The sequence below is a fragment of the Enterococcus sp. AZ009 genome (assembly GCF_050548785.1).
Taxonomy (GTDB): domain Bacteria; phylum Bacillota; class Bacilli; order Lactobacillales; family Enterococcaceae; genus Enterococcus_D; species Enterococcus_D entomosocium.
In genome coordinates this window covers 881,401-904,830 of record NZ_CP172960.1, presented here as the reverse complement: position 1 = coordinate 904,830, position 23,430 = coordinate 881,401, and the positions used below count along the sequence as shown (strand labels likewise).

Annotated in this window: 20 protein-coding genes; 1 reads left to right on the top strand and 19 read right to left on the bottom strand. The window is 38.8% G+C overall.

Annotation, left to right across the window (positions count from 1 at the left end):
• Nucleotides 1-75: 75 nt before the first annotated feature.
• From IGJ74_RS04130 to IGJ74_RS04045, 18 genes are all read right to left on the bottom strand, one after another.
• Nucleotides 76-4,653 carry a WxL domain-containing protein gene (locus IGJ74_RS04130; protein WP_218193456.1) on the bottom strand — a complete coding sequence of 1,526 codons (4,578 nt, stop codon included), beginning with the start codon at nt 4,651-4,653 and terminating at the stop codon, nt 76-78.
• 6 nt (nt 4,654-4,659) lie between these two features.
• On the bottom strand, nt 4,660-5,721 hold the full coding sequence (locus IGJ74_RS04125; RefSeq protein ID WP_218193457.1) for a DUF916 and DUF3324 domain-containing protein: 1,062 nt from the start codon (nt 5,719-5,721) through the stop codon (nt 4,660-4,662).
• 76 nt (nt 5,722-5,797) lie between these two features.
• Nucleotides 5,798-6,598, bottom strand: a complete 801-nt coding sequence (locus IGJ74_RS04120; RefSeq protein WP_218193458.1) for a WxL domain-containing protein — start codon at nt 6,596-6,598, stop codon at nt 5,798-5,800.
• Between the two features lie 89 nt (nt 6,599-6,687).
• Complete coding sequence (locus IGJ74_RS04115) at nt 6,688-7,482, bottom strand: WxL domain-containing protein (protein WP_218193459.1); 795 nt, start codon at nt 7,480-7,482, stop codon at nt 6,688-6,690.
• Between the two features lie 33 nt (nt 7,483-7,515).
• Entirely contained in the window at nt 7,516-7,866 is a 351-nt protein-coding gene (locus IGJ74_RS04110) for an LPXTG cell wall anchor domain-containing protein (RefSeq protein ID WP_218193460.1), read from the bottom strand.
• A 799-nt stretch (nt 7,867-8,665) separates the two neighbouring features.
• The gene (locus IGJ74_RS04105) at nt 8,666-9,085 is read right to left on the bottom strand and encodes an AI-2E family transporter (protein ID WP_255324169.1); all 420 of its coding nucleotides are present in this window, start codon (nt 9,083-9,085) and stop codon (nt 8,666-8,668) included.
• 917 nt (nt 9,086-10,002) lie between these two features.
• A complete protein-coding gene (locus tag IGJ74_RS04100; RefSeq protein ID WP_218193461.1) occupies nt 10,003-10,368 on the bottom strand; it encodes a hypothetical protein in 366 nt (121 codons plus the stop codon).
• 18 nt (nt 10,369-10,386) lie between these two features.
• Nucleotides 10,387-11,013, bottom strand: a complete 627-nt coding sequence (locus tag IGJ74_RS04095) for a hypothetical protein (RefSeq protein WP_218193462.1) — start codon at nt 11,011-11,013, stop codon at nt 10,387-10,389.
• 218 nt (nt 11,014-11,231) lie between these two features.
• Nucleotides 11,232-11,486: a hypothetical protein gene (locus IGJ74_RS04090; RefSeq protein ID WP_218193463.1), complete on the bottom strand. Its 255-nt coding sequence runs from the start codon at nt 11,484-11,486 to the stop codon at nt 11,232-11,234.
• Nucleotides 11,487-11,680: 194 nt separating this feature from the next.
• A complete protein-coding gene (locus tag IGJ74_RS04085) occupies nt 11,681-12,139 on the bottom strand; it encodes a hypothetical protein (protein ID WP_218193464.1) in 459 nt (152 codons plus the stop codon).
• A 75-nt stretch (nt 12,140-12,214) separates the two neighbouring features.
• Nucleotides 12,215-12,601 carry a DUF6075 family protein gene (locus tag IGJ74_RS04080; RefSeq protein WP_218193465.1) on the bottom strand — a complete coding sequence of 129 codons (387 nt, stop codon included), beginning with the start codon at nt 12,599-12,601 and terminating at the stop codon, nt 12,215-12,217.
• Nucleotides 12,602-12,647: 46 nt separating this feature from the next.
• Nucleotides 12,648-13,310, bottom strand: coding sequence for a DUF2786 domain-containing protein (locus IGJ74_RS04075; RefSeq protein ID WP_218193466.1), 663 nt, complete (start codon nt 13,308-13,310; stop codon nt 12,648-12,650).
• A gap of 402 nt (nt 13,311-13,712) precedes the next feature.
• Nucleotides 13,713-13,973 (bottom strand): hypothetical protein, encoded by a 261-nt coding sequence (locus IGJ74_RS04070; RefSeq protein WP_218193467.1) that lies wholly within the window; start codon nt 13,971-13,973, stop codon nt 13,713-13,715.
• Between the two features lie 99 nt (nt 13,974-14,072).
• The gene (locus tag IGJ74_RS04065; RefSeq protein ID WP_218193468.1) at nt 14,073-14,441 is read right to left on the bottom strand and encodes a hypothetical protein; all 369 of its coding nucleotides are present in this window, start codon (nt 14,439-14,441) and stop codon (nt 14,073-14,075) included.
• Between the two features lie 38 nt (nt 14,442-14,479).
• Nucleotides 14,480-14,671: a hypothetical protein gene (locus IGJ74_RS04060; RefSeq protein WP_218193469.1), complete on the bottom strand. Its 192-nt coding sequence runs from the start codon at nt 14,669-14,671 to the stop codon at nt 14,480-14,482.
• A 238-nt stretch (nt 14,672-14,909) separates the two neighbouring features.
• Nucleotides 14,910-15,776 carry a DNA cytosine methyltransferase gene (locus IGJ74_RS04055; protein ID WP_218193470.1) on the bottom strand — a complete coding sequence of 289 codons (867 nt, stop codon included), beginning with the start codon at nt 15,774-15,776 and terminating at the stop codon, nt 14,910-14,912.
• A 105-nt stretch (nt 15,777-15,881) separates the two neighbouring features.
• On the bottom strand, nt 15,882-16,061 hold the full coding sequence (locus IGJ74_RS04050; protein WP_008381280.1) for a hypothetical protein: 180 nt from the start codon (nt 16,059-16,061) through the stop codon (nt 15,882-15,884).
• 83 nt (nt 16,062-16,144) lie between these two features.
• Complete coding sequence (locus IGJ74_RS04045; protein ID WP_138314766.1) at nt 16,145-16,477, bottom strand: hypothetical protein; 333 nt, start codon at nt 16,475-16,477, stop codon at nt 16,145-16,147.
• Nucleotides 16,478-16,613: 136 nt separating this feature from the next.
• Between IGJ74_RS04045 and IGJ74_RS04040 the strand changes: the two genes are divergently transcribed.
• Entirely contained in the window at nt 16,614-16,817 is a 204-nt protein-coding gene (locus IGJ74_RS04040; protein ID WP_218193471.1) for a hypothetical protein, read from the top strand.
• 87 nt (nt 16,818-16,904) lie between these two features.
• Here the strand turns inward: IGJ74_RS04040 and IGJ74_RS04035 are convergent, their stop codons facing one another.
• Complete coding sequence (locus tag IGJ74_RS04035; protein WP_430608687.1) at nt 16,905-23,405, bottom strand: SNF2-related protein; 6,501 nt, start codon at nt 23,403-23,405, stop codon at nt 16,905-16,907.
• Nucleotides 23,406-23,430: the final 25 nt, after the last annotated feature.

Genomic DNA, 23,430 nt, shown 5'->3' with positions numbered 1-23,430 from the left:
TATTGTTAGTAAGCGGTGGCTTGCTTTGAGCCACCGCTTATTTTAGCGAAAACTTGACTTTCAACGTCTAATCAATTACTCATTCCCTGGTGTAAAGCTTAGCTGCCATTCAATGGTTGCCTCATACTTATCAGCTTTGGGGTTCGCTCCAGCAGGGACATCTAGTTTGACACTTGAACCCGCAGTGTCTTGGTTACCATAACGCTGAATCCATGTACCGCCACCTTCAGAATTACGTGCTACAGCTAAAGAGCATAGATTTCCAGGCCCTAGTATAGCGGTACTTTGGTAAAATGGTTCAACACTAGTGTTGGTGCTCGTTGTGGCCATCTCGGTATTTTCTAATAGAATTCGTGCCCCTCTCAATGGCTCCCCAGTCGTACTTCGGAATCCTTCTTCTGAAAGCTTCGCAGTTAATTCCCAGCCATCATTTATTGGACGTCGATCAGAGACTTGGACGTAGTTTGGCCGTTCTTCATCGCTTACTGTTCCATCTTCATTCAGTAGTTGTTGAGGTAACGCACCATAAACACCTCCATCTGCTTTAATCGGTACTTCTCCAAAGTCAAACTGAGAGACAAAATCAATACTTATCAAGCCTTGTTCTTCAGGTAGTACCGGTGGATTTTCTGGACTGACTTCGCTATCTGGATTCATCGGATCTACAGGAGACACAGGCCCTAAATCACTAACAGTTAAAATAGTGGCTGGTTCAAATTCCGCATCTCGATAAAGCAGGGGCTCTGCAGGATTGATGTTCCCACGTTGATTATTCGTTTTAGGAGGATTGATCACTCCAGCGTCTTCAGCGGATCCTTCTGTATCTCGCAAAAAGACTTGTATTTCATCATCCATTTCTAAGGAAACAGCACTTAAATCTAATGTAAACCTCCCATCAGGTTCTACCATAACTTTTTCAGTATTGAGCGGTTCGCCATTGTGTGTGGCTGTTACTTCGGCATCTACATTATCTGTCTTCCCTTGGATCGTAGCACTGTTTTGCGCAATTATCGACGAAGAAAATTGCGCAGGTGTGGGTGGGATGATGGGAAAGACTTCAACGGTATCTGTCAAAATCTGGTGTTCAAAGCCATCTGTACGTTCGCCACTAGCTAGTTCGACTTTGCTTATACGAACTTTTGATCCAGCCTCTAGCGGTTCATCCAATTCGATTTCAAAAAGTCCGCCACGCGGTTCTTCTCCATAAATACTGATTCCTGATGAGCCATCTGTATGACCAACCGTTTTAGCGGTATATTCTTGTGTGCTTTCTCCAGAAGGTGACTCTACTTCGACGGTAACGATTGCTTCATCATCCCAAGCAGGACGACTATCCTCTAATCCTACTGGAAGACTTATTCGCCCGTGAATTTTCTTATCGGCATTGGTTGGGACTCTAAGTTCATCTGCAATTGCCCATCGGCCATTATTGGAAGACAGTCTACTGAACTGATAAAGACCACTAGTTCCTATAACATTCGTGTTCAGTTCTTCAGGGTTGCTTGTGCTAACCAACGTAGAAAGATTGCTACCTGAGAATGAATAGTCTAAACGCCGAAAATTAAAAGTGGGGTCAGAATCTAAATCACTTAACCGTTGCCACAAAGCTAAATCACTGTTTAAAGCAGTTAATTTGGATTGATTATCAGTCGCAAAGACAACTCCACCGCTTGATTGTAAATTTCTAAAATCTAAGAATAAGGGATTGTCGAAGTTTACATTCAAGGTAGAAACATTAAATGTACCCGAAGCTGTTGTGCTAGTGTTGCCAACTGCTGAGAAATAACCGCCATTACTCACTTCTATACCCATAGAGAATTTGCTATCACCCCAAGAATTTGTTATAGCAGCACCATTTCTAGCAACAATTGATATTTCAGATCCTGGATCCCGTACAATAAAACGATTATTGTCTCCATTTCTAAATGATACTCCTGCGTTTGGAGCTCCAGATTGACTATCATTAGGCGTACCGTTTCCTAAATTATCTATAAAAAGCTTTCCGCCCTGTTCTACAGCAACAGTTGAATTGCCTAGTGCCATCCTAAATCCGCTAGCGCTCGGTCCGGCACCGTCAGAACGCCTTATAGATACTACTGCACCGGTTGTAATTGAAACAGTTTGTTCCGCTCTGTCGGATCCCATCACACCTTCTGTAGGCTGGATTGGGCTTATCCATCCTCCAGGTCCAGTTACTGATCGGATTCCATCATGATGAAGATTCACAAAAGAATTGTTTTTTATTTCTACATTGAAAGCATGGTGGAACAATCTAGCAGAATCAATTTCAGAATTGTCAATTTCTAGTGTTTCACCGGTCATTAAGAATAATAGTCCCGTTGGAATAGTAATCTTGCTATTTCTAATTACTGCAGATCCAGTATTCGCTTCTAGACTATCTATTGCCCTAGCATCATTGCGGGTATTTACCTTGATGTTACTATCAACAAATGAAATATCAGCAGACAAACCATTCACAAAAAGACCTCGTCTTGCTCCAGAAACTACATTGATATCTAAAGCAGCATCCTGGATATTGAGCTTAGGTTCATCTCCTTGTAAATGAATGACGTTATTTACTGTATTTGACGCACGAGTTGTTCCACTGGTTGTTGTTACTGATAGGTTAGATTCCCCGGTGATTGAAAGTTCCGGCCGAGCATTGTTTCCCCCAATCTGGATATTCTCTAACTCTCCAGTTCCTCCACCTGTGATTGCCAGTGTACTCTGATTGTTCAAAGAAAGTAATGCATCTGTTCCCTGTAAGCGTATCCCTTGCGAAGCATCGGTATCAGTTATAAGTAACTGACTATCATACATGAGTACTTGTGGCGTTGCCCCCTCCAAAGAAATCCCTTGTCCTGTTGTCGCACTCATGTCTAATTGACTATTTCTCAGATTCAATACTGGATTGGCACCATTTAGAGTTATTCGTGTACCAGTGCTACTTGTAATAGTTACCCTTGATGAATCAAAAATTAGTTGTGGAGAGGCACCATCTAAACTCGTCGTCCCGCCCGACGTAGAATATAACTGAATCGTGCTATTTTCTGACGAAAAAGAGGGGTGATGGCCATTAATGCGGATGGCTGCTTGTGACGCAGAAGTAACGGATAACTCAGAATCACTGACTAAAAGCTGTGCATCATCTCCAGACAGAAGAATTCCTCTTTTAGCTGCTGTACTTGTGACTGTCATTTGTGCGCCAGAGGTCATAGTTATTTTAGGTGTGGTGCCTGTTAATGCAATCCCATTATTTGATGTGTTTGTAGGTTCCGTGTTAGTCCCAGTAGTAGTTATCCTCAATTCCCCACTTGAATGCAAATCGATTTCAGGTCTAACTCCTCTTAGATTAATCGTATTTGCTGTTCCAGAGGAGGTAGTTATCGTAACTGTCGCACCCTGTTCTACAGTGATCTTCGGATCCGCTACAGTGGCAGAAGAAAAGAAGACCATCGCATTTCCACGACTAATCGTGACTTCTGCTTGATTTGTTGCTAAGACTTCTTTTGCTTCAATGAAGGTTGTTGTAGAAGTGGTACGTGTAAAGTTTGATACACCACCTGTAAAATGAACGCTTCCTTCTGGAAGAGAGGCTAAACGCATATTATTCGTATTCACCTCTGTAATATCTTCTAATTCTACGGTCCAATCTTTACTGGCTGCTACTGATATCGCATGGATTAAGGGTGTAGTCCCAGCTTTTGTCAGTGTCGCATTTTCAATTCGAAACGTGCTTGCTTGTGTTACTTCGTCTAATTGAAAGAAAGCCCCGTCGATTCCAAAATTCAATGTATGCCCATTTCCTTGAATAAGCAACGGACGATTAACTCCTACTCTATTTGCGGTTGACTCTGTCAAATTGGCTTGCACAGAAATGATGCCAACATCAGGATTGGCGACCGCTGCTCTGAATTGCGCCATCGTAGTGACTTCTGCTGTTTCTCCATCAAAGACTGTTGACTCAGTCAACTCTTCCTCATCGTTGGTCTCTTCTTCCTCTGTTTGTTGCTCCTGCGGAGCTTCTGCTACAGGCTCACGCCCCTCATTTTCCTGCTCTTGATCTTCACCGCTTGCATCATCTTCTTTTGAATCCTCTTGATCTGCGAGATCTTCATCGGAAGATTCTGTATCTTCTGTTGAAACTTCTTCATGGGTCTCTTCTTGCTCACGGATTTCTACATAAGCTGTTGTTTCTTCCACAGACAGTTCGTAGCTTCCTACCTTGTCAAAAACCAATGGAAGGACAAATGTATGTTGAGCTCGTTTTGACTGAACAACCCATTCTCGAGGCTGCTCTCCTTCCTCAACTGAAACCCCTGTTGGTAACTGCTCTTTTAAGAGTGTTGCCTCTTCGGGTAAAGATACTCGTGCCTCTAACACTTCTTGATCAGAAAAAAATGTCACTTGTATGGGGTCTTCTACTGAACCTTGCATCTGGGAGCGAGTGAAGAAGAACCGTGGCTCTACCTCTTCTCCTACTCCAGGGTACAAAAAATGAGAGCTAATTTCAGTTGCATCGTTGGCAGTTTCCTCTATTGCTTCTGCGCTGCTAGTTATATCCGCATAAGCAACTGCCACAGGAGACATAATTGTGCTGATAGCTAAACAAGACACACTTAAAAATGTCCCTATCTTTTGTTTTTTAGGCATCCTATTTCACTCCTTTAATCCTTCATTTGGCGTTCCTTTTTTCTGTTTGTATAGTACATAAAAAAGAACACTACCAAGCACAAAAATAGTCGAAATTGCGGCGATCACCCACCAATTCGTTCCGTCAACAATTGTCACATCTTCACGGTTCAACCTTCGAGCATCGTCCGCTTCAACGGTAAATACTTTTCCCCACGTCCATTCTTGCCCTTCAGAACGCGCTGTTATATCCATAACATATGTACCACTTCGAAAACGATCGCCCTCTAGTGAAACTGGAAAATTAAAGTGTGAATTCGGGGCCATTTGCATTCCTGTTTGTTTGGCTTCATAAAGAATATCGCTTTCTCCTTCAGCTCTCACAGTTGCTTCAACTTCCATTTTGTTGACAAATGTTGGTGTAAAGTTTTGGATCTGAGCACTAAATACATTTCGATAATTTAATTGATCCGCAAAGACGTCCAGTAATTCTAAATCTGGTTCAGTTACTGAGCGAGAATTGCTGACGACTACACCAATAACATATGAAAAAGCATTAGTAATGGCTACGCCTTCCCCTTCTTCAGTCTGTTCTTCATCTGCTTTAACCTCTCGGACACGAATACCGCCTGCAAGAACGCCATTAAATTCTTCTTCTGGCATGGTTAACGGCAGTTCAATGGTTCGTCTCTCATTTCCTGAAAGTGTGATTTCATTCGGCGTTTCAATTAATTCATCTAAAGATGCTGGCAGTGTAGGATCTGGATCGGGAGCATCCTTACCATATTCCACAACACCGTTAACATTTGTGGAAGCTGTATGAGCAGTAATTTCAATCACAATATCTTGGTCAGAACTATTTTGTAAATTTAAACCAAGAGAATCCACCTGACCCGCACCTAGATTCAAATCAAAGTACCCGCTAGCCCCCCCTTCCAACTGACTCTCTGGAAGAATAGGAGTGACGAAAAAATTAAGTTCTGATTCGGTATCCGCAAATCCTTTCAACGGAAAAAAAGGGAGTAGACTGAGTGTGACTAACATGATTAGCAGTTGTTTCCAACGATGATTTTTCTTTTGTGTAATCATTTGTTTTCTCCTTTCAAAACAGGCAGACAGAAAATAATAAGCTGTCTGCCTGTTACGGCCATTTCTTTTTGACTAATTAGTCCTCAGGTGTTGTTTCACCTTCGTTATCAGCTACTGAAGATAAGGACCATGTCATCGTAGCTGCATATCGTGCTGCATCTGGGTTAGCTGACCCTGGTACGTGAAGTCGAATACCATGGTTTAATACATCTTCATCGTCTGCATTTGATTCCGCTTGATTATTTAAGTCAGTTTGGTCACCCCATACAAGAGAAGACCGTCCTGCTCCTTGGCCATCATTTGCTGACATGACAACAACATCGTCTTGTCCAACATTTAGAAATAAACTCTCTCCATTATTTGTAGCAGCTGACGGTGTACGATCTGTATCAGTTCCTTCATAGGCAACCCAAGGTGCGACAAACTCAATCTGAGCACCTAATAGACTATCGTTGCTTGTTGCCGAAACAAAATCAGTAAGGTCTACAGATAGTGTCCACCCTTCGTGTTTTCCTCGTGTATCAACTACCTGTGCAAAAGAAACATAAGGTACTGGCTCCCCATCTGCTGTTTGCTCTTCCGCAATCATTGAATACGCGCGATCCTGGGTAGTGATTGCCTGTTCACCAAAATCAAATGTTGGTGATACATATGCTAGTGTCAATGGGCCTGTTTGTCCTGGAGGAACTGGATCAATAGGATCAATTTCTGGTTCTATTACTGGTGGATTAATGACCACTTCTTCTTCATTAGGTGTAAAGGTTACAGTATTATCCGTTTCGGCGCCTCTGTTCTCTGCGGCAAATACATTGGTTACGCCACCAGCTAAAATAGTGGCAGTCAGTACTGCTGCTGTTACTAAACGAATTGACTTCATATTATTTTCCTACTTTCTTCTCGGTGTAATTTTAAATAATTTAAGTTTCTTTTTGAGAGTTTCCACTTCTATTAGTTATTTGCTTCGGATTATCTTGATTCACCCGTCATTCCTGGAACATCATTCAATTCCCAATCTAAGGTAGCAGTATACATCGCTGCATCTTTGACAGTTGCCCCTGGAACATGGAGACGAATCATTTCATTTTCAACCACATCAATCTCATCATCTGCAAATTGCGCACTTAAATCAGCTTGATCTCCCCAAACAACGGAAGAAGTTCCCGCACCTCTACGTTCAGCTGCAGAAAGCACAGATTGTGCAGCTCCTCCAGCTTCTAGCATTAACCCATCGGCATGAATCGTTGGCGCATTATCAGGGTTATTGCCATTGTATTGCAATTCTGGAGATCGGAACTCGATTCGTGAACCTGTCAAAATGTTGTTTTGTGTATTTTCAGCAGTGAAGTTGCTTAAAGTTACCCGTAAGTCCCATCCAGCATTTGTACCACGAGTATCTTGAACTTGGGCAAATGAGATATACGGAACTTTATTTTCATCACCTTCTGTACCTGTAAGTTGTTGCATCTCTGCCACAAGGTTATAGGCCTGATCTTGATTCGAAATTACTTGTTGGCCAAAATCCATAGTTGGCGCGTAAGAGATCGTTAGAGGACCTGTAGTACCAGGAGGAACTGGAGGAATTGTGACATCTGGTTCCCCGGGGCCAGGAGGCTCAACAATCGTATTCTCTGAATCGTTAGGACCAAATTCAATTTGTCCATCCGTAGTAACTTCCCTAGCTTCCTCTGCAAAAGCAGTGATTCCCCCAGCAAACGCCGTTGTTGTCAAAGCAGCAATCGTTGCTAAGCGTAAAAATTTCATTTTATTTCCTTCTTTCTCCATAATATTATTAGCTCAATTTTCATCTCCCTGACTGTTCTTCTTTTTCTTCCATAAGACAAAGAAAATCAGCCCAATTCCGAGATAGATAAGCCAAAATTGTGCCACATCATTGGTTTGAGGTAATCTTCCTCTTGGTCTTGACCCAGGTGTAGATGGATTGGCATTTAAATCAGGTCCTCTATCAGGCCCTGAAGGCGGCGTAGGATTTGGTGGGTCTAACGGCCAACTTCCAGTAAAGCTAATACTTCCTTCTGTTTCAACAGACCGTGCTTCCTGTGCATAACCGTAGATAGGTGTATTTATCAAAATAAAAACACATAATATACCTATGATTCCCTTGGCAATGCGCAAGCTATTTTTCATTCGCTCCCTCCTTTCAAATCTTACCAACAGCAAATTTTCTGTTTACCAATACTGCTTGTTTATGTGCTTTTACAGAGCGCGCTTAGTTTTTGTTGGTGTCTATTATTTTTAAGTGACCTACTCCTCCATTAGATTATCAAGTCTGCAGAAAAAACAAAAAGACGTTTTTGCACGGCTTTATGCAACCTTCTTCCCATTCAAATAAATGGACAAATCACAAAGCTTAGAAACCCAATTTTTTCATTCTTAAATATTGACTAAAGGAACATAAAAAAACCAAATCTATTGAGTATAGATCTGGGGCATTTTGATTTATTAATCTTTTAAATCTCTGACATGGATTTCATTAACATTATCATATGGAAAAAGTTTCCGCATCATATGTATAGACTGAGCCAACTAATTACTTATTTAGAAAAAACAAGGAGATATCTCTGTAAAATAAAAAAGAGCGCTGCCTGAAACTTCAATAACGGGCAGCGCAAGTCTAAATTAAGCAGATCTATTTTTATTATACTCAAATTTGAAAAATTACAAAGCTAAATCAAAACATTTTTATAGCCGCTTAACAAAGCCTCGTTTAAAGGGCTCCCTAGATATCTCTCCAAATTTCCTACTCAAAGAAAACCTGCAACATCGCTCTAGGTATGAGAAAAATCTTTAAGTTCATTCGAAAAATCACTTCAAGACTATAATCGCTTGATAGATTATAATTACTTGATTCATAGAAAAAAACTCTTGAACAATTACTTTATTCAGAAACATCTTCGGGAGAGTTGATATATGAATCTAAGCTAAACTATGTTTTTTCATATGGTTTCTCTTCTGAATGGATTCGATTATATCGCTTTTTAAATCTTCGAAAAAGAAAAATGACTAAGATCTTTCCAATTGCATACAAAGGAATACCAAAGATCAAACCAAACAGTCCAAACAAGTCACCCATAACCCATAAAACAAAGATAATAGTTACTGGATGGATAACCATATGTTTTCCCATTACTTGAGGTTCGATAAGTTCCCCGTTTAACAACTGCACTATTACCCACACAATACACAATTGCAGAAACATCATAGTTGAAGTCATTAAAGCAATGATTGCACAGGGAAAAAAAGCTACAACCGGTCCGATATAAGGAACAATAGCCGTTATCCCAACTAGAACCGCTAAAGTACCTGAAAACGGCATTCCGATAAACAAAAAGCCGACAAAAGTCAAACTGCCAATAATCAGACAAACAACTAGCTGCCCTACATGCTATAAACACAGAAACAAGAGCAAATAAGCTCAAAAGAATACTAACAACCTTCGATAATCCTAATTGGGTTAACCAGTTCACTATAGGCTTGAGGATAAAATACAGCACAAGCGTCATCGTAATAGGAGGGGATATAATTTTTAAAGTAGTAGCAATTGGTTCGAGTAAGAACGTTAGTTTGCTAAACAATAAAAAGACTCCTCCGATACCTAGTAACAACGCTAAGATAAATAAAGCAGTTTTATCACCTAATAACTGTATAACCTTGTTTTTATTTTTAACTTGACCTCTCCTTATAAAAACAAATATTTTCTTAAATCTAAAATTACTGTCTTGAGAATAATTTTAGCATATTTAGCTGTCTCCATAGATTATAATAACCCAACGATTTTGCTACTGGTGTATCTTATAAGCTCCCGAGGAAGATTTTTAAAAAATATAAAGACATAGTTTCAATGTTGGTTTAAAAGTATTTTTCCATCGAGCATCTTCATCTATAGGGTTGTTTTGGGTGAAAAACAAAAATTCATAGTTATTTCCTAGTATCCTGCGAATAAAAAAATACCCCTTAATAACCTCTAAGAAGAAAATAATCTAAACACACATATTTATGGATAAAATGCTTGCCCAAACAAACGATTCTTTATAGTTCAAAGAGCTTTTTGGACAATGACGTTTGCTCTATTTTTCTATAATTACATTTTAACTTAACCTACTTATAGTGAGGTAATGTATAAGCTAGAAAGTGAGGTATAAAAAAAGATCAAAAACTATTAAGTTTCTGACCCCTTTTTAATTTATGGATCTTTCTTAGAGGTTTAAATAAAAACAACCCTTTTAGAATAGTTATCTAAAAGGGCGTCTTTGTTTAAAAAATTCATTCAATAAAAGTAGGTACATCAGATATCTTATCTAATAAGATAGGATCATTTTGCAACGTGGGGATAATTAGGAAATTTTGCTTGTTAGTTAAAATTATCAAACCATCATTATTGTTACTTGAATCTAAAGTGTAAGCATGTTCGGTTGATTTTTCATATTCCCCACGATCATATTCTTTTCCGTCAAAATATAATACATATTTCCCTTTTTTATCAAAGGTAACTTGCGTCATTTGATTGTCGTTTGGACTACCAAAAAAACCAATGATATCAGGAACTCTATTTGTGATCAGATTAAAAACAAACGCACCTGTAACTAATAAAGTTATCAGAATCAAAACTATTGTCGATTTCTGTTTCACATGCTTCACCTTCTTAAATTATTGTGCCTTTGCTGACAAGGTTCGAGAATAAAGTGTTTTGGGGTAAGTATAATATAAGAACTGTTTTGGTCCATTTGGATTTGTGTAAGGAGCTCCGTATACTGCTACTTTTTGGACTTTATACTTTTCACTCACATGTAGTTTAAAGTATTGTGTTTTGTTAGGTGCATTTACAAAATTCCCTGAAGTTCCTGATTTTCCTAAATTGGTAGAAATACTAATCCCTGCAAAACCTGCACTTACGCTGACGTTAGGTCCACCTCCAGATGACCAATAGAATCCACCTCCTGAAGGAAATTTTGTTCCTTTTGTTGGTTGATTTCCTGCATATCCACTAGCTACTGGATATTTTGTTTCAATAACTTTTTGAGTGAGATTTACCCAGGTTGGACTTCTTGTTAATCCTGTTTTACTAGAAATATAGTCTTCAACTTGTTTTTGTAAATCTTGCTCAACTTCATCTTCAGGAACTATCATTTCTATAGTCCCATCCTCTTTAGTTACATAATCCGAAGCAACAGAGTTACTTGACTCTTCCACAGCCCCAACTGTTGGAGTGGTTAAACTACCTACCATAACAAAGGAAACACTACATAGTAAAATCGTTAATACAATCTTTTTCATCATTATCCCTCATTTCATTTTGATAGCTTAAGTATGACAAAATTTAATGAGAAATAAAAGAAACCAAATGTTTACGTATCGGTATTAAATGCTTAGTTTACAATGTAAACTTCTGGTTGCCTTCTTCATAAATTGGATTTCTTAATTGAAGAAACTTAATATTTTCTGCACGGATATTCCAGTATCTCCATATTCAATATTTAAATGTCTGCTCCAACCTAAAATGGTAATCCTCCATAAAAAGTATCACGACGTTTATACTCGATTTTTTTGTACAGTTTCTTTACATCTTCTAATTCCTCTTCATCATAAAAAGGTATTATGTCGTCGAGTTCTTCTTCGTGTACTGGTTTCTTTAGTAATTGATCTGCCATTCCTAGAACAGTAGATACTATCAATGCTTCTTCTAAATTCAGTTCCATTACCATCGTTTCTTTACTTTCTTTACTTTCTTTACTTTCTTTTTCTATCATTTTTTTCCCTTCTTCCTATTTTCTATAATCCGTATTATTCTATGATTGCATTTCAAAGTTTCTCACTAACTTTTTAATATATTGAAATTGTGTCTACTTCCAGTTCTTTTCCCCTGTTTCCTCTACTGATCCTCGCTGAAGATCAATAGAGGAAGCACAGATTTATTATGTTTGAATGTACTACCTCTATAATATTAATCTAGAACTGTATCAGCTGTATGAATATTACAAGCGTAGACATACCCGTCTTTTTGTTCGCCATCACTATAATATAGTACAGCTTCGACCGGTGTTATTTCAACCTTAGTCACATTTGTTGCTTGTGCGTACGATTCTCCATATTGTCTCGCTTCATTTTCTGTAAAAAATACTTTTCCTTCAGGAATTTGGTCATCTTTGAATAAGTAAGATTCCACTGCTCCCTCGTAGAATCCATTATCATTATTTTCTTCATAATCAAGTTCAGATTTGTCCTGGTCTTGATTCAACTGTTTTTCTAATCGATCGATTTTCAGATCCATCGCTTCAACTCTTTGCTGTTGACTTTCGATAGTACTCGTCAAACTTCTAAAATAAATAAAAATTGAGAATACCAGAGCGGCCAAAGAAAGATACGCCAAAACTTTAATTATGATTTTCCTATGTTTTTTCAACTAGACCCCTCCTATTTAACTAACTTTTTCATTTGTTTCCTCTATTTATCCTTGCATAGGTTAATTACAGCATACTCAGATATTTTTAAGCCTCACATCAATGGCATTCTTTGCAAGCTTGTAACCCGTTTCATCTACTCCAGAAAAAATTTCTAAAGGAGAAATGTAGTATTTTTTCCCACTCTCGAACTCATAGAAGTCCTGATTTGTAAATAAATTATAAGCTAAAGCAAGTAATTTTTGCTCACCGCCTGATAAACTACCGTCAAACCATGTTTCACTGTTGATTTCTTTTCCTGTAAAATTAACTAGTGTATAACGTTGGTTAAACAATCTGTCATTACCAGACAGAATAAACGTCAAGCTTGTCCAGTAAGGGTCGTGAAGATCTTCAAATCCTAGTTCATTCATCATGCAGCTAAATTTGGCAATATGTTCCTTGTCAAAAAATAAATCCTCCATATCTTTTCCTCCTAAAAATTTTGTTAATTATATTTAAAAAATTTCTCTATACACTTAACTTATCTTTATCAGTAAAGCGTACTCCCTCTTCATATCCAGAGTAAAATGCTTCCCGATCTTTCACGTTATGCGACGTGTCTTTCCCAGGGACAAGTCCAATTTCTTTGACTGCAGCCTGGACCACTTCTGGCACTTGTAAAGCGAGTGCGTAACCGTTTGTTAGAACCTGTTTTCTGAAAGTCTCCGATAATCCCCGTAAATAGCCTTCAAGATAATCTTGCTTGAGCTGCCATTTCCGCTTGTACTTGCGACGAATTTCCGGCAATTGCAAAAACTGTTTTGCACAGAAGCTGGCACTACCACGGGCGTATTCAAATGTGATCTGTGCGACTTGAACGTCCGATTCGATTCCAACGAAATGGAGTTCAATCGGTGCGCCAGATACATAATAGTAGCGAACCCGAAAGTTCTTAGCAATTATGGACGCTAATCTATAGAGCCATTTTTGCGGACGTCCTTGATAAATAGCCACATCTATCACTGATTCGGCTTTTTGCTCTTGCTTGTAACTAAATACTTCAGATTCGTCAATATTGTGTTGAAGCATCAATTCTTGGGCTTTCGCTAAAGCAGACATCGATTCTTCATCGTTAGCGTCATTTGCTAAAGCAAGTAATTTTACTATTTTTTGTTTTGCTTTTTCATCCATCACAATAATTCCTTTTTCCTAATTTAGTTTACCATTAATGAGATAGCGTTTTCTAATTTTTTTTAAAAAGTGACAAAAATCCATTTTTGAATTCCGTTATTTCTCTGTATGCTATCTTGTTTAATTAAGTAATTCTCTAATATTCTGAATATGAATATAGTCATATTTGCTAATTAACTTGTCGATTGCATTTTCCTTCGTTTTAGCTTTCACCCAGGATATTGAATATATTAATTGGTCGAACTCATAGTACGAAAAGTCAACGGCAAATCTTACCATCATAACACCTTCTTATTGTTTAAGATCTTATAACCATGTATACTCTACAAGACATAATAATTTGCTGCTCTCTTAGCGGAAACTAAGAGGGCAGCTTTTCTTTGAATCCGGTGAATAACTTAATCACCAAGGTTCTTCTGGCTCAAAAGGGAACTTAGCCACTTCTTTATTATTTGAATTCAACCTGAATGTTATGACCTCATTATCAATTTCATACCCAACACCTAATGCCATACAAACACCCACCAATTTCCCCTCGGCAAGAATTATTTCTGGTGGTTTTCCTAAAAGTGTTTTCCCGTAGTTTGACAAAGCGTAGACGTATTCAGATACAATTAATTCTAGTAGCTCTTCTCTATCTATCCCTACACTCTTCAGAAACATGAAGGTCACCTCGATTCACTTATTTCTGTCTTTTGTGGATATGGATTTACTACCTCACCTATAATTTGTGCGACTTTATCAGCTATTGCGTTCCTCTGACTAAGGCACCCCAATCCACAAAACAATCACTTTTTCCCACTTATATCCTTCAACTCGCGCAACAGCTCTTTTTCCGATTGCTTTTGATAGTGAATGATTTTCATCAAGTGATTTAACCTCGTCTTCAATAGCGTACATTTCTTTTTCAATTAGCTCTTCTTCATCTTGTGATTTAAAAAAGATTCTTTCCCCGTTATCCCATATATAATCGATTTCAGATTTTCCAACTGAACCCATCCATGAAGCATACCCATCATCTTCCACTATTTTTGAATTTACCAAGGGCACTATTCGCACTTCTGGATTTTCTTTAATCAAATCATGTAAAAATTGCACATTTTCTTTTTGAATTTCAATTTCTGTTCTCATAATAAGATTCCTCATTTATTAGTTGCTTATTTCTTCCATTAACCGACTTCGATATCCCAACGTTTATCACCAAATAAAGACTCAAGTCGTTTATTGATCACTTCCAGCTGCAACTCCTTTTCCGATATTGCCAGTAACAAATCCTTCGGTGATCCGCAATAAACCGTGTCGGGAGTTTCAACCCTACATTCAATTTTTCTCTTTTCCAGTGCTTTTTTCAATGTTTCCATTCCCCTGCACCTTCTCATTTTGACTATTTCCACATATGTCACCTATTCAGGTTTTTTCGTGCTTTATTAGTTTGCCGTTCAGCCTCTTTATACGTTTCGGAGTTTTTTTCATACCCCGAAGATTTGAGTTCTGACAGGTCTTTTTCCAACTTCTCAAGCCACATTCTTTTATGTTCTAACTGACTATGTCCCATATTTTCATCTTCCTTTCTAAAGTGATTTTCTATCATTTCTTGTCTTAAGATTCAAAGTATTTTTTCAGCTGTTGCCCAATCCATCTTCCCATATCAACTGGAACAGCATTTCCAATTTGTCTATACGCATCATTATCAGTACCTTCAAATTTGAACCAGTCGGGAAAACCTTGGAGCCTTTGATATTCCAAAACGCTGTAAGGTCTTATACGCTTGCCATCATCTACGAGACGTGTGCTACGGTCTTTCGCATAATGCGCAACACATGTCGGTGCTTTACCGTTTCTAGGTGTAATAATTGGTTTATCTCGGTAGCCACCATTAAGACGTTTGTACACATATTCGGGTATATGAATTTCTGGATCACTTTCCAAAATATCCCCAACTGTTACGGGTATTTGATCAATAGCAAGCGGATAGTCCAAGTTGTTAAACGGTTTTCTAGTACCGATCACAATCAATCTTTTCCTCTCTTGAGGTAGCCACCAGTTCGCGTTTACCGGACATTCGACCCTTACGTAGTAATCTGGAAGCTTTGTCATACACTCCATTACAACTTGGAATTTCCTCATACCTGGTACGTTTTCAATCACATAAGCTTCGGGCTTTGACAAAGCGATATGTCTAAAAAAGTGAAGAAACAAATCATCACCTGTACGTGTACCACTTATATCAGCGATATTTGAATACTTGGTACAAGGATAAGTAGCAATATAAACATCAGCGTCCTGTTGATCTAAAACAGTTATCTGAGTAATATCACATTGCGTTATTGTATGGTCGAAATTTATTTTTAATGTTGCGACTGCTTTTTTATCTATTTCAAAAGACTCTAAAATATTAATACCAGCTTCTACCATTCCGAGATCCATACCGCCGGCTCCGCTGAAGTAACTTTTTGCTGTGATCAAATGATTTCCCTCCTAAGCGTTAAGTAGTGTTGATTAAATTTAATCAAGCTGCTGTTTTATTTAAAAAAGTGCCATCACTATTATGAATTAAGGAATAAAGTGGTATCACTCTCTCAGTTTCGGTATTTCAAAACCAGCTTTTTCTTGCTCAACCAACATATCTAACGCAATACACAAAAGTTTTGATTCACTCTTGCTATACTTCTTTTTCAGCTGTGATAGACTTTTTTGCCTATGTACATTAAGTGTTACTGGCAGTCTTTTGTTCCCTCTTGCGATTACCATATGCATTCTCCTTATTGATCTTACATAGTGAATGTAGAGATATGGCACAGGATAAATCGTTTTCCTGTGCCATAAACCATGCTCTACTGTTGATTCTTTTTGGCTTCTTTTGCTGTAGGAGTTAGTTCATAAACATAAGCGACAGCCATACCACATCGGATCGCTCCAAGTCTTTCTGGGCAAATGACATCTGCATCAATCAAAGCTTGTTCAATCCCTGTATTTTCAGACCAACCTTTAATTGCTACAAAATCTGGTTTGATCGCTGTATCTGTGTTTACGGTCGCAGTAGTGACTAATTCTTCTTCACGCATCCTACCTTTTTTCGGTTTTACTACCATGATTGCGACATTGTTGTTATCGGCATATTCTTCAAATCTTACTTGGTATTCTTTGTTTTTTAGCATCATGTTCATAACGGGTTCCTCCTCTAATTTAGAAAATCTATTTCCTTACAACTCTATTATATAAGGATATGCTTATATTTGCAAACGTTATATGGATATTCTTATATTTTTTTGATATAGTGTAAAATAGAAAAGGGGGATAAATTTGGATAATTCATCGCACAAAACCAGTGAAGCATTAAGACAGGCTGTAAAAAGGTATGAACAAAAAAATGCCAAAGCGAAGCAATATAGGAATAAAAAGTCTGCAACCAAAAGTTTCATTTTAAACTTGGCCACGGAAGAAGACTTACAGCTAGTTGAAGAATGGTTGAAAGAACGAGAAAATCAAGGCGATCATGAGTCATAAAAAGAAAAGATCCTCATAACAAAACAAATTGTTCATTGAGGATCTTTTTTAGTTTGCTATTGATTAAATTCAACGGGCGGTTATAAACTACATCTCCCTTTCTTCGTTTAAATAATCTTCTTTGGAATACGCTACTTGAGATTTCTCGGTTTCTTCTATCTCATCAGCTATTGATTGTGTGTCTGACTTATTTAGTGAGGACTCAATTTCTGATTGAATCTCTTGTTGGCGCAATACCTTCTCTTGTAATTCTTGAGCGTGGCTGAAAGGTTGTTTGATTTGTTCTTTAGCGCTTTCCATCTTTTCTTTTGTTTCTTGGACTTCTTCAGCTGCTTCTTGTAACATTTCGGGCAGTTGATTGATTTTGTTCTCTATCCGGCGAATGCTTCCAATTTGGGTGCTAGGATCTACGAGTAAATCGTAATGCCCTTTACCATGTAGACGTACTTGCAAACTTCCATAGCTTAATTCGCTTTTTCGCACAGAAAACGAAAACCCCTTGTATTCACCGATTTCCACGAAATCTGGAGAGCGCATATAAAGGAACGTGGCACTTTCAAAGACTTCTCCTGCTTTTGATCTTTCTGTGTATTCTTTGCCATCGATCACGATCGAAAACTCGTCAGGATCATTGTCTTTATAGCGTTGAATGTCTTCTTGTAGCGTGGCCATATGCTGCTCCCCGCTTTTGATCATTGACGGATAGATTTGATCGATTGAACGTTTCAATAGCTCTCGCTCATTCAAATACGAAGATTGTAACATTCTTAATTTCGTGATCTCATTATCCAACCGCATTTTGTCTGCTAGCAGCGGATTACCTGTCGCAACGGCTTTGATCTCAGAAGCGTCTAGAACCGTTTCAGACATCTCGTCTACGGTTCGAGTAATTGCCTTACCAGTCATTACTTGAGAGATATACGTTAGCTTTTGTTCCTGAATCTGCCACAAGAAACTATCAAATGTTCCTTTAGCCACATAACGATAAATCTGAATCTCTTTGTTCTCATTCCCCTGTCGAACAATCCGACCATCTCTTTGCTCAATATCTGAAGGACGCCAAGGACAGTCTACATGGTGTGCTGCAATCAATTTGTCCTGAATATTCGTACCGGTCCCAACTTTTCCGGTACTTCCAATCAGAATTCGGACTTCACCTTCTCGGACTTTCTCAAATAAAGCATCACGTTGTGCTTCGGTTTTTGCATCATGAATGAACGCCACTTCGTTTTCAGGTATATTTTTTTCAATCAGCTGACGCTTTATTTCATCGTAAACATTGAATTTCCCAGGTTTTGGCGTTCCGGAATCAGAGAAAATAAGTTGTGTCGATCGTTGTTCTTTTGTCTCTAACCAAATGGAAAATACCTTTTCAGCTGCACGTGCAATTTTGGTTTGTTTCAATTCTTGTGGATCGTATTTTGATTCATCGTAGTCATCTAACAGGCGTGGATCTAGTGCCATTAACTTCGCTTCGTTCGTGATTTTCAGCATATTGTCTACTTCTGGAGACACTTCACGATTCCTGATTTTTTCCGCACGCATAGCCAACTGATCCATCTTATCTTTTTGATAGGTAATAGGCTCAGTAACAATGATTTGTGCTTTCTCTCCTTTAATTGCTGGTACAGGAAGATTAAGCATGTCTTTGGTTTGAATGTCCGCAATTAAGTTAAACATACTCATCAGTTCCGGAAGATTGTGGAATTTAGAAAAACGATTCTTCATCTGATAGCCACTGCCTTCAGGCGTGATTTCCAGTGAAGAGACGATTTCGCCAAACGTGGAAGCCCAAGCGTCAAAATGGTAAACACCAAAGTCTTTTAATACATCTGGTTGTAAGTATTTTTGCATGGTATACATTTCCGACATCGAGTTAGAGATTGGCGTTCCTGTCGCAAAAACAACACCACGACCCTGATTTTCTTCAAGCATATACTTCACTTTCATTTCCATATCACTGGATCTTAGACTGTTAGACGCATTGACCCCTGCTACATTAGATAGCTTCGTGTAGGAATAGAGGTTTTTATACAAATGAGCTTCATCCACAAACAGAAAATCGACGCCCAAGTCCTCGAAGTAAATCAAATCATCTTTCTTGTCTTGTTTATTCAGTTTGGCTAACCGTTCATTGAGCCTTTTCTCAAAACTAACCATCTGCTTGATCGACCAGGAATCAACATCATTCGCCATTTGATAAGCAGCGATTGCTTCAGATACCTGATTGATTTCTGCTTTTAACATATTTCGTTGGCGTTCTGGAGATAAGGCAATTCTTTCAAACTGAGAATGGCCAATAATCACGGCATCATAGTCGCCGACAGCGATTCGAGAAACGAATTGTTGCCGATTGGCTTTCTCAAAGTCTTTCTTGGTTGTAACTAGCACTTTTTTGGACGGATAGAACCGCAAAAGTTCGGTACCAAAATCGCCTGTCAGGTGGTTAGGCACAACATACATCGCTTTCTTGATCAAACCATGCGTTTTCATCATCATTCCTGCAGAAATCATCGTTAACGTCTTTCCAGCTCCCACCACATGAGCCATCAATCCACGTCCGTTTTGAATAATTCGGGCAACCATATTCTTTTGGTGCGGTCGCAATTCAATTTGTTCATTCAGCCCTTCAAACTCTAGGTAGCTACCATCATAGGCCCTCGGTACTAATCGATTGAATCGCTCTTCGTAAATTCCTTGCAGCTCTTCAAGGACTTGAGAATGATTCATGACCCAATTCTTGAAGATCTCTTGCAGTTCTTCTTGTTTTGAACGAGCATATTGTGTTTCTTTAGGATTTAATACATAGTGTGATTTTCCATCGCCGTCTTCCACTCGATCACGGATTTCGATTTTTTGGAGATTTAAACTATTTTCAAAAATGAGATACGCATTCGCACGTGCCGTTCCGTAGCGGTTACTGACGATCGGTCCTTTATGTGTACTTTTTCCAGAAATAAAGTAGCGAGAAGCGGTTGGATCATAATCCAATTGGACATAATGTTCCCGAACCATCCACGGCGGTGTTTCAAACGTTTCAAACATAAACTGTTCATACGTTTCTTTAGGTATCCAGGTACTTCCAACCGAATAATCGATTTCACCAGCTTTCAATGGCTCAGGCTGCACGTCCTCTAAAGAGGACACATTTTTTTCAAATAGTCCTGGATAGGTTTCATTGAAGTACCGAGCTTCTACTAGCTTTTGTTTGACATCACCGCTTAGATATTCTTCTCTTACTTCCCAAACATCATCAAATTGATCCCCTTTATACTTCAATGGATCAATGAATATTTGACCTTCGAGTTCTTTGACTATGGTTCCTTTGTCTTTTCCATAAACATCCGCCATAAAATCTAAATCTACTTTTAAACGCCGTCCTAATGACAGCTGTAATGCTTCGATCGCAGAATCGACTGTTGTAACTGGTTCTTTTCTCCGGATAGTTGCCTTAAAAAAGACATCCCCTTTTTCAACAGAGCCGTCCTTATGCACAATTTCAATTGATTTAAGTAATGGAAGGTATTCGTCACGTTGAAACACTTTCGAGTTTTGCGCAATCGGACCAAAATCAGATACAAAGGTATCATACGCCTGATTCAGTTTTGCCAGTGCAAGCTGAAATTCTTCCACACTATAATCTTCTTGTCGTTGAACATAAATCACTTGTAATAGCTCTTCTTTGATTTTGATCAATTGGGAAAGTTGTTTTTCGGCTTTTTCTGATCCTTCAAATGCTTCTAAATAGCCATTGTTGTTGAAATAGATTTTCCCTTGGCTTTGGCCGTAATTGAAATTCGGGATCTCGGAAACTGAAACTTCACTGACTGTTCTTTGTTCTACGATAGAGATCTCTTCAGAGGAAGGCGTAAGCTCGAACGTCCCTGGTATCTTTTCAATCGCAGTCCTTAGTTCATCAATCAAATTCGCTTCAGGATTTGCTTTCACATCGAGGGTTTTCCCACGAAAATTCTTAAGTGAAAGTTCGCCAAGTATCATGTCCGTATATTTCACAAAATAGTTGTTAAAAGGTTTTCCTGGTACATCTCTATGCATGCCAACGAAAACCCAGCTGGGTGTATATGAGCGCTCGATTTCCGAATTCTTTTGAAAGAATATAAGGTCAGTAACAACATCGGTACCTGCTATTTTTTTAAACGCATTGCTTGGTAAACGAACGGCACCAAGCAATTCACCTGTTTTTGCATACTCACGCCGAACATTTTCACTCTGCTTATCTAATGTTGAAGTGGACGTGATAACAGCTACAATACCGCCTTCTTTTACACTATCCAATGCTTTTTTTATAAAGTAATCGTGAATGGCATAGCTATGGTCGTAGTTAGGATCTTCGATTTGTATACTATCAAAAGGAATGTTACTGATTACGAGATCAAAGCCATTTTGGTTTAGAGGGGTATTCTCAAAACCAGTCACCTCAATGGTTGCATCTTGGTGTAAGTGTTTTGCGATCGCTCCAGTCAATGGATCTAATTCAACACCGTATAGATTGGACTGAGTTCTTAATGATTCAGGCATAGCAGAAAAGAAGTTTCCAGTTCCCATCGAAGGGTCTAAAACATTTCCTCCCTGGAATCCCATAGTCTGTAACTTCTCATAGATCACTTCTATTAGCCGTGGATCTGTGTAGTAAGCCGTTAACACACTTTCACGTGCTTGGCGGTATTCCTCTTCAGTCAACAATTTTTTCAGCTGTTCACGCTCGGTCTTCAATCGATCATCACGGGTATCGAAGATACTCGCTAACCCGCCCCATCCAACGTACTTCGCCAGAACCGTTTGTTCTTCTGCCGTAGCCATTCTGCTTTCAGATTCGAGCTTTCTGACTAAAACAATCGCATCAATGTTGGCCTGTATCTTGTCTTTAGTTGCTTTTGGATAAAAGGCATCTAGCGATTCCAACGGAAATGAAAAATGATTGTTGCCTTTGGTTATCACGTTGTGGCTTTCTTGTTTTTCGACGGATACAGAAGGCTTCTCAACTTTTGGCATTGGAACAAAGGCGACCTCAGAGCCGTACCCACTGTCTTGGAGCGGTTCTTCAGTGGCTTCAAAATCATCAATATCAAAGAGAGTGATTTCTTCTACCTTATCCAGTGATTCAGTGGCTTCATCTTTTGGGTCACTTACATCAATCGGCTGAGAAAGTTCGTTCGTTTTTTGGAATACTTCATTTACTCGCTCTTTTTCTTCTGCAGTCAAATAGTCATTCCTACCAATAAGGAAATCAATTCTTCCTGCAATATCAATCCATTTGTAGTCTTTCTCATATTCTTTACCGTCAACTATCTTAGTGATTCGAATACCTCGGTCTGGCCGTGAATTCATGGACGAAAAAGTTGCTCCAGGGAGATCCAGTGTTTTGCCATACCAGCCAAATTCTTTTTTCAAAAAACGAACACGCTGTATCATGTCTTTTGTCTGAGAAAAAGCTAGAGAAACACGGAACTTTCCATCAACAGTTCCAGTCCCGTCCTTTAAAAGACGGGTAATCAATGATTCAGGAAATAGATCTGCTTCTAAAGAGGCACTACTGTCTTTTTGCTCATCTGCAGACACAAAAAAAGGTTCAGAAGACGTTGTCTCTTCCAAACCAGTTTCCAGATCATTTTGTTTTACAGAAGTTCGCTCATCGCTAGTTCGATCGCTTGTTCCCGATAGTTGTTGCGAATCTTGGTAGCTGTCTCCAGATTCTGCTGCTCCTCTAAGGTTAACGGATTCTGTTGCTCCATCTGTTCCGCTAGTGTTGCTACTCGCTCCCACACCTTCTTGTCGATAGTGTGGCCGTAAGTCATTAGTTCCCCTTGCATCAGTTTCATCTGATACTCTGTCGGCTGTTCTTCCTTCAGTTTTTCCACGGCGATTGAGCCAAAACGACCGAGCGGTTGGTTTTCTGGATACTCCATTTGCGGGATCAGCTGTCCGTTCTGGTTTTCTTGATACGTCAATTTCATCTTCCTTGCTCCTCTCAGTTTTATAAATCAAAATATCTTTACTTAAAAATCGGTTGATCTCGTTTGCTTTGGTCATTACTTCCACAAACGTCCGAAAATTTTGCAGTTGTGCCAGTTCTTCAAATTCAGGAATTGGCTGAATCAAGGCTTTACTTTGAACCATGGCTAAACCTATCTCTAAAGCCAATCTTCTATGAACAGGATCTTCCAAGTCTGCTGTAAAAGAGTCGATCATATCCTGTCTTTCTTGTGTGATAAAATCTGGCCACGTGTGTTCTTCCAAACTGTAATCCGGAAAATCTAGCACTTTCCCAACGGTCTGATTCACGTCAAAGTAATAAGAAGCCATCATTTGATTATTGGAAAACCCAAGTGTCATGATTGCCTTGCTTCCACGTTTGACTTGACGACCGATTTTTTTCCATGTAGCGAAATCCGCTAAATAGCGAGCTTCGGGATTTTGACCATGAATAAATAGTTGGTCATTTACATCGTATTTATGGAGGAACTTTATTTGTTCCAAGTACTGTTGAAAGGATTGTACCGTTTCTACAGTTTCAGCAAATGATTGCTTAAACAGCATTCGTAAGGTAGATTGTTTCTTTTCGTCCATGTGCGCCTCCTGAAAGTTAGTGTAG

Coding starts and splice junctions, on each gene's coding strand:
- IGJ74_RS04075 (WP_218193466.1), bottom strand. CDS start 13,310: ATGGATGAAAAAGCAAAACAAAAAATAGTAAAATTACTTGCTTTAGCA.
- IGJ74_RS04070 (WP_218193467.1), bottom strand. CDS start 13,973: ATGTTTCTGAAGAGTGTAGGGATAGATAGAGAAGAGCTACTAGAATTA.
- IGJ74_RS04090 (WP_218193463.1), bottom strand. CDS start 11,486: ATGATAGAAAAAGAAAGTAAAGAAAGTAAAGAAAGTAAAGAAACGATG.
- IGJ74_RS04120 (WP_218193458.1), bottom strand. CDS start 6,598: ATGAAGTCAATTCGTTTAGTAACAGCAGCAGTACTGACTGCCACTATT.
- IGJ74_RS04035 (WP_430608687.1), bottom strand. CDS start 23,405: ATGGACGAAAAGAAACAATCTACCTTACGAATGCTGTTTAAGCAATCA.
- IGJ74_RS04065 (WP_218193468.1), bottom strand. CDS start 14,441: ATGAGAACAGAAATTGAAATTCAAAAAGAAAATGTGCAATTTTTACAT.
- IGJ74_RS04050 (WP_008381280.1), bottom strand. CDS start 16,061: ATGGTAATCGCAAGAGGGAACAAAAGACTGCCAGTAACACTTAATGTA.
- IGJ74_RS04045 (WP_138314766.1), bottom strand. CDS start 16,477: ATGAACATGATGCTAAAAAACAAAGAATACCAAGTAAGATTTGAAGAA.
- IGJ74_RS04110 (WP_218193460.1), bottom strand. CDS start 7,866: ATGAAAAATAGCTTGCGCATTGCCAAGGGAATCATAGGTATATTATGT.
- IGJ74_RS04095 (WP_218193462.1), bottom strand. CDS start 11,013: ATGAAAAAGATTGTATTAACGATTTTACTATGTAGTGTTTCCTTTGTT.
- IGJ74_RS04060 (WP_218193469.1), bottom strand. CDS start 14,671: ATGGAAACATTGAAAAAAGCACTGGAAAAGAGAAAAATTGAATGTAGG.
- IGJ74_RS04130 (WP_218193456.1), bottom strand. CDS start 4,653: ATGCCTAAAAAACAAAAGATAGGGACATTTTTAAGTGTGTCTTGTTTA.
- IGJ74_RS04080 (WP_218193465.1), bottom strand. CDS start 12,601: ATGGAGGATTTATTTTTTGACAAGGAACATATTGCCAAATTTAGCTGC.
- IGJ74_RS04115 (WP_218193459.1), bottom strand. CDS start 7,482: ATGAAATTTTTACGCTTAGCAACGATTGCTGCTTTGACAACAACGGCG.
- IGJ74_RS04125 (WP_218193457.1), bottom strand. CDS start 5,721: ATGATTACACAAAAGAAAAATCATCGTTGGAAACAACTGCTAATCATG.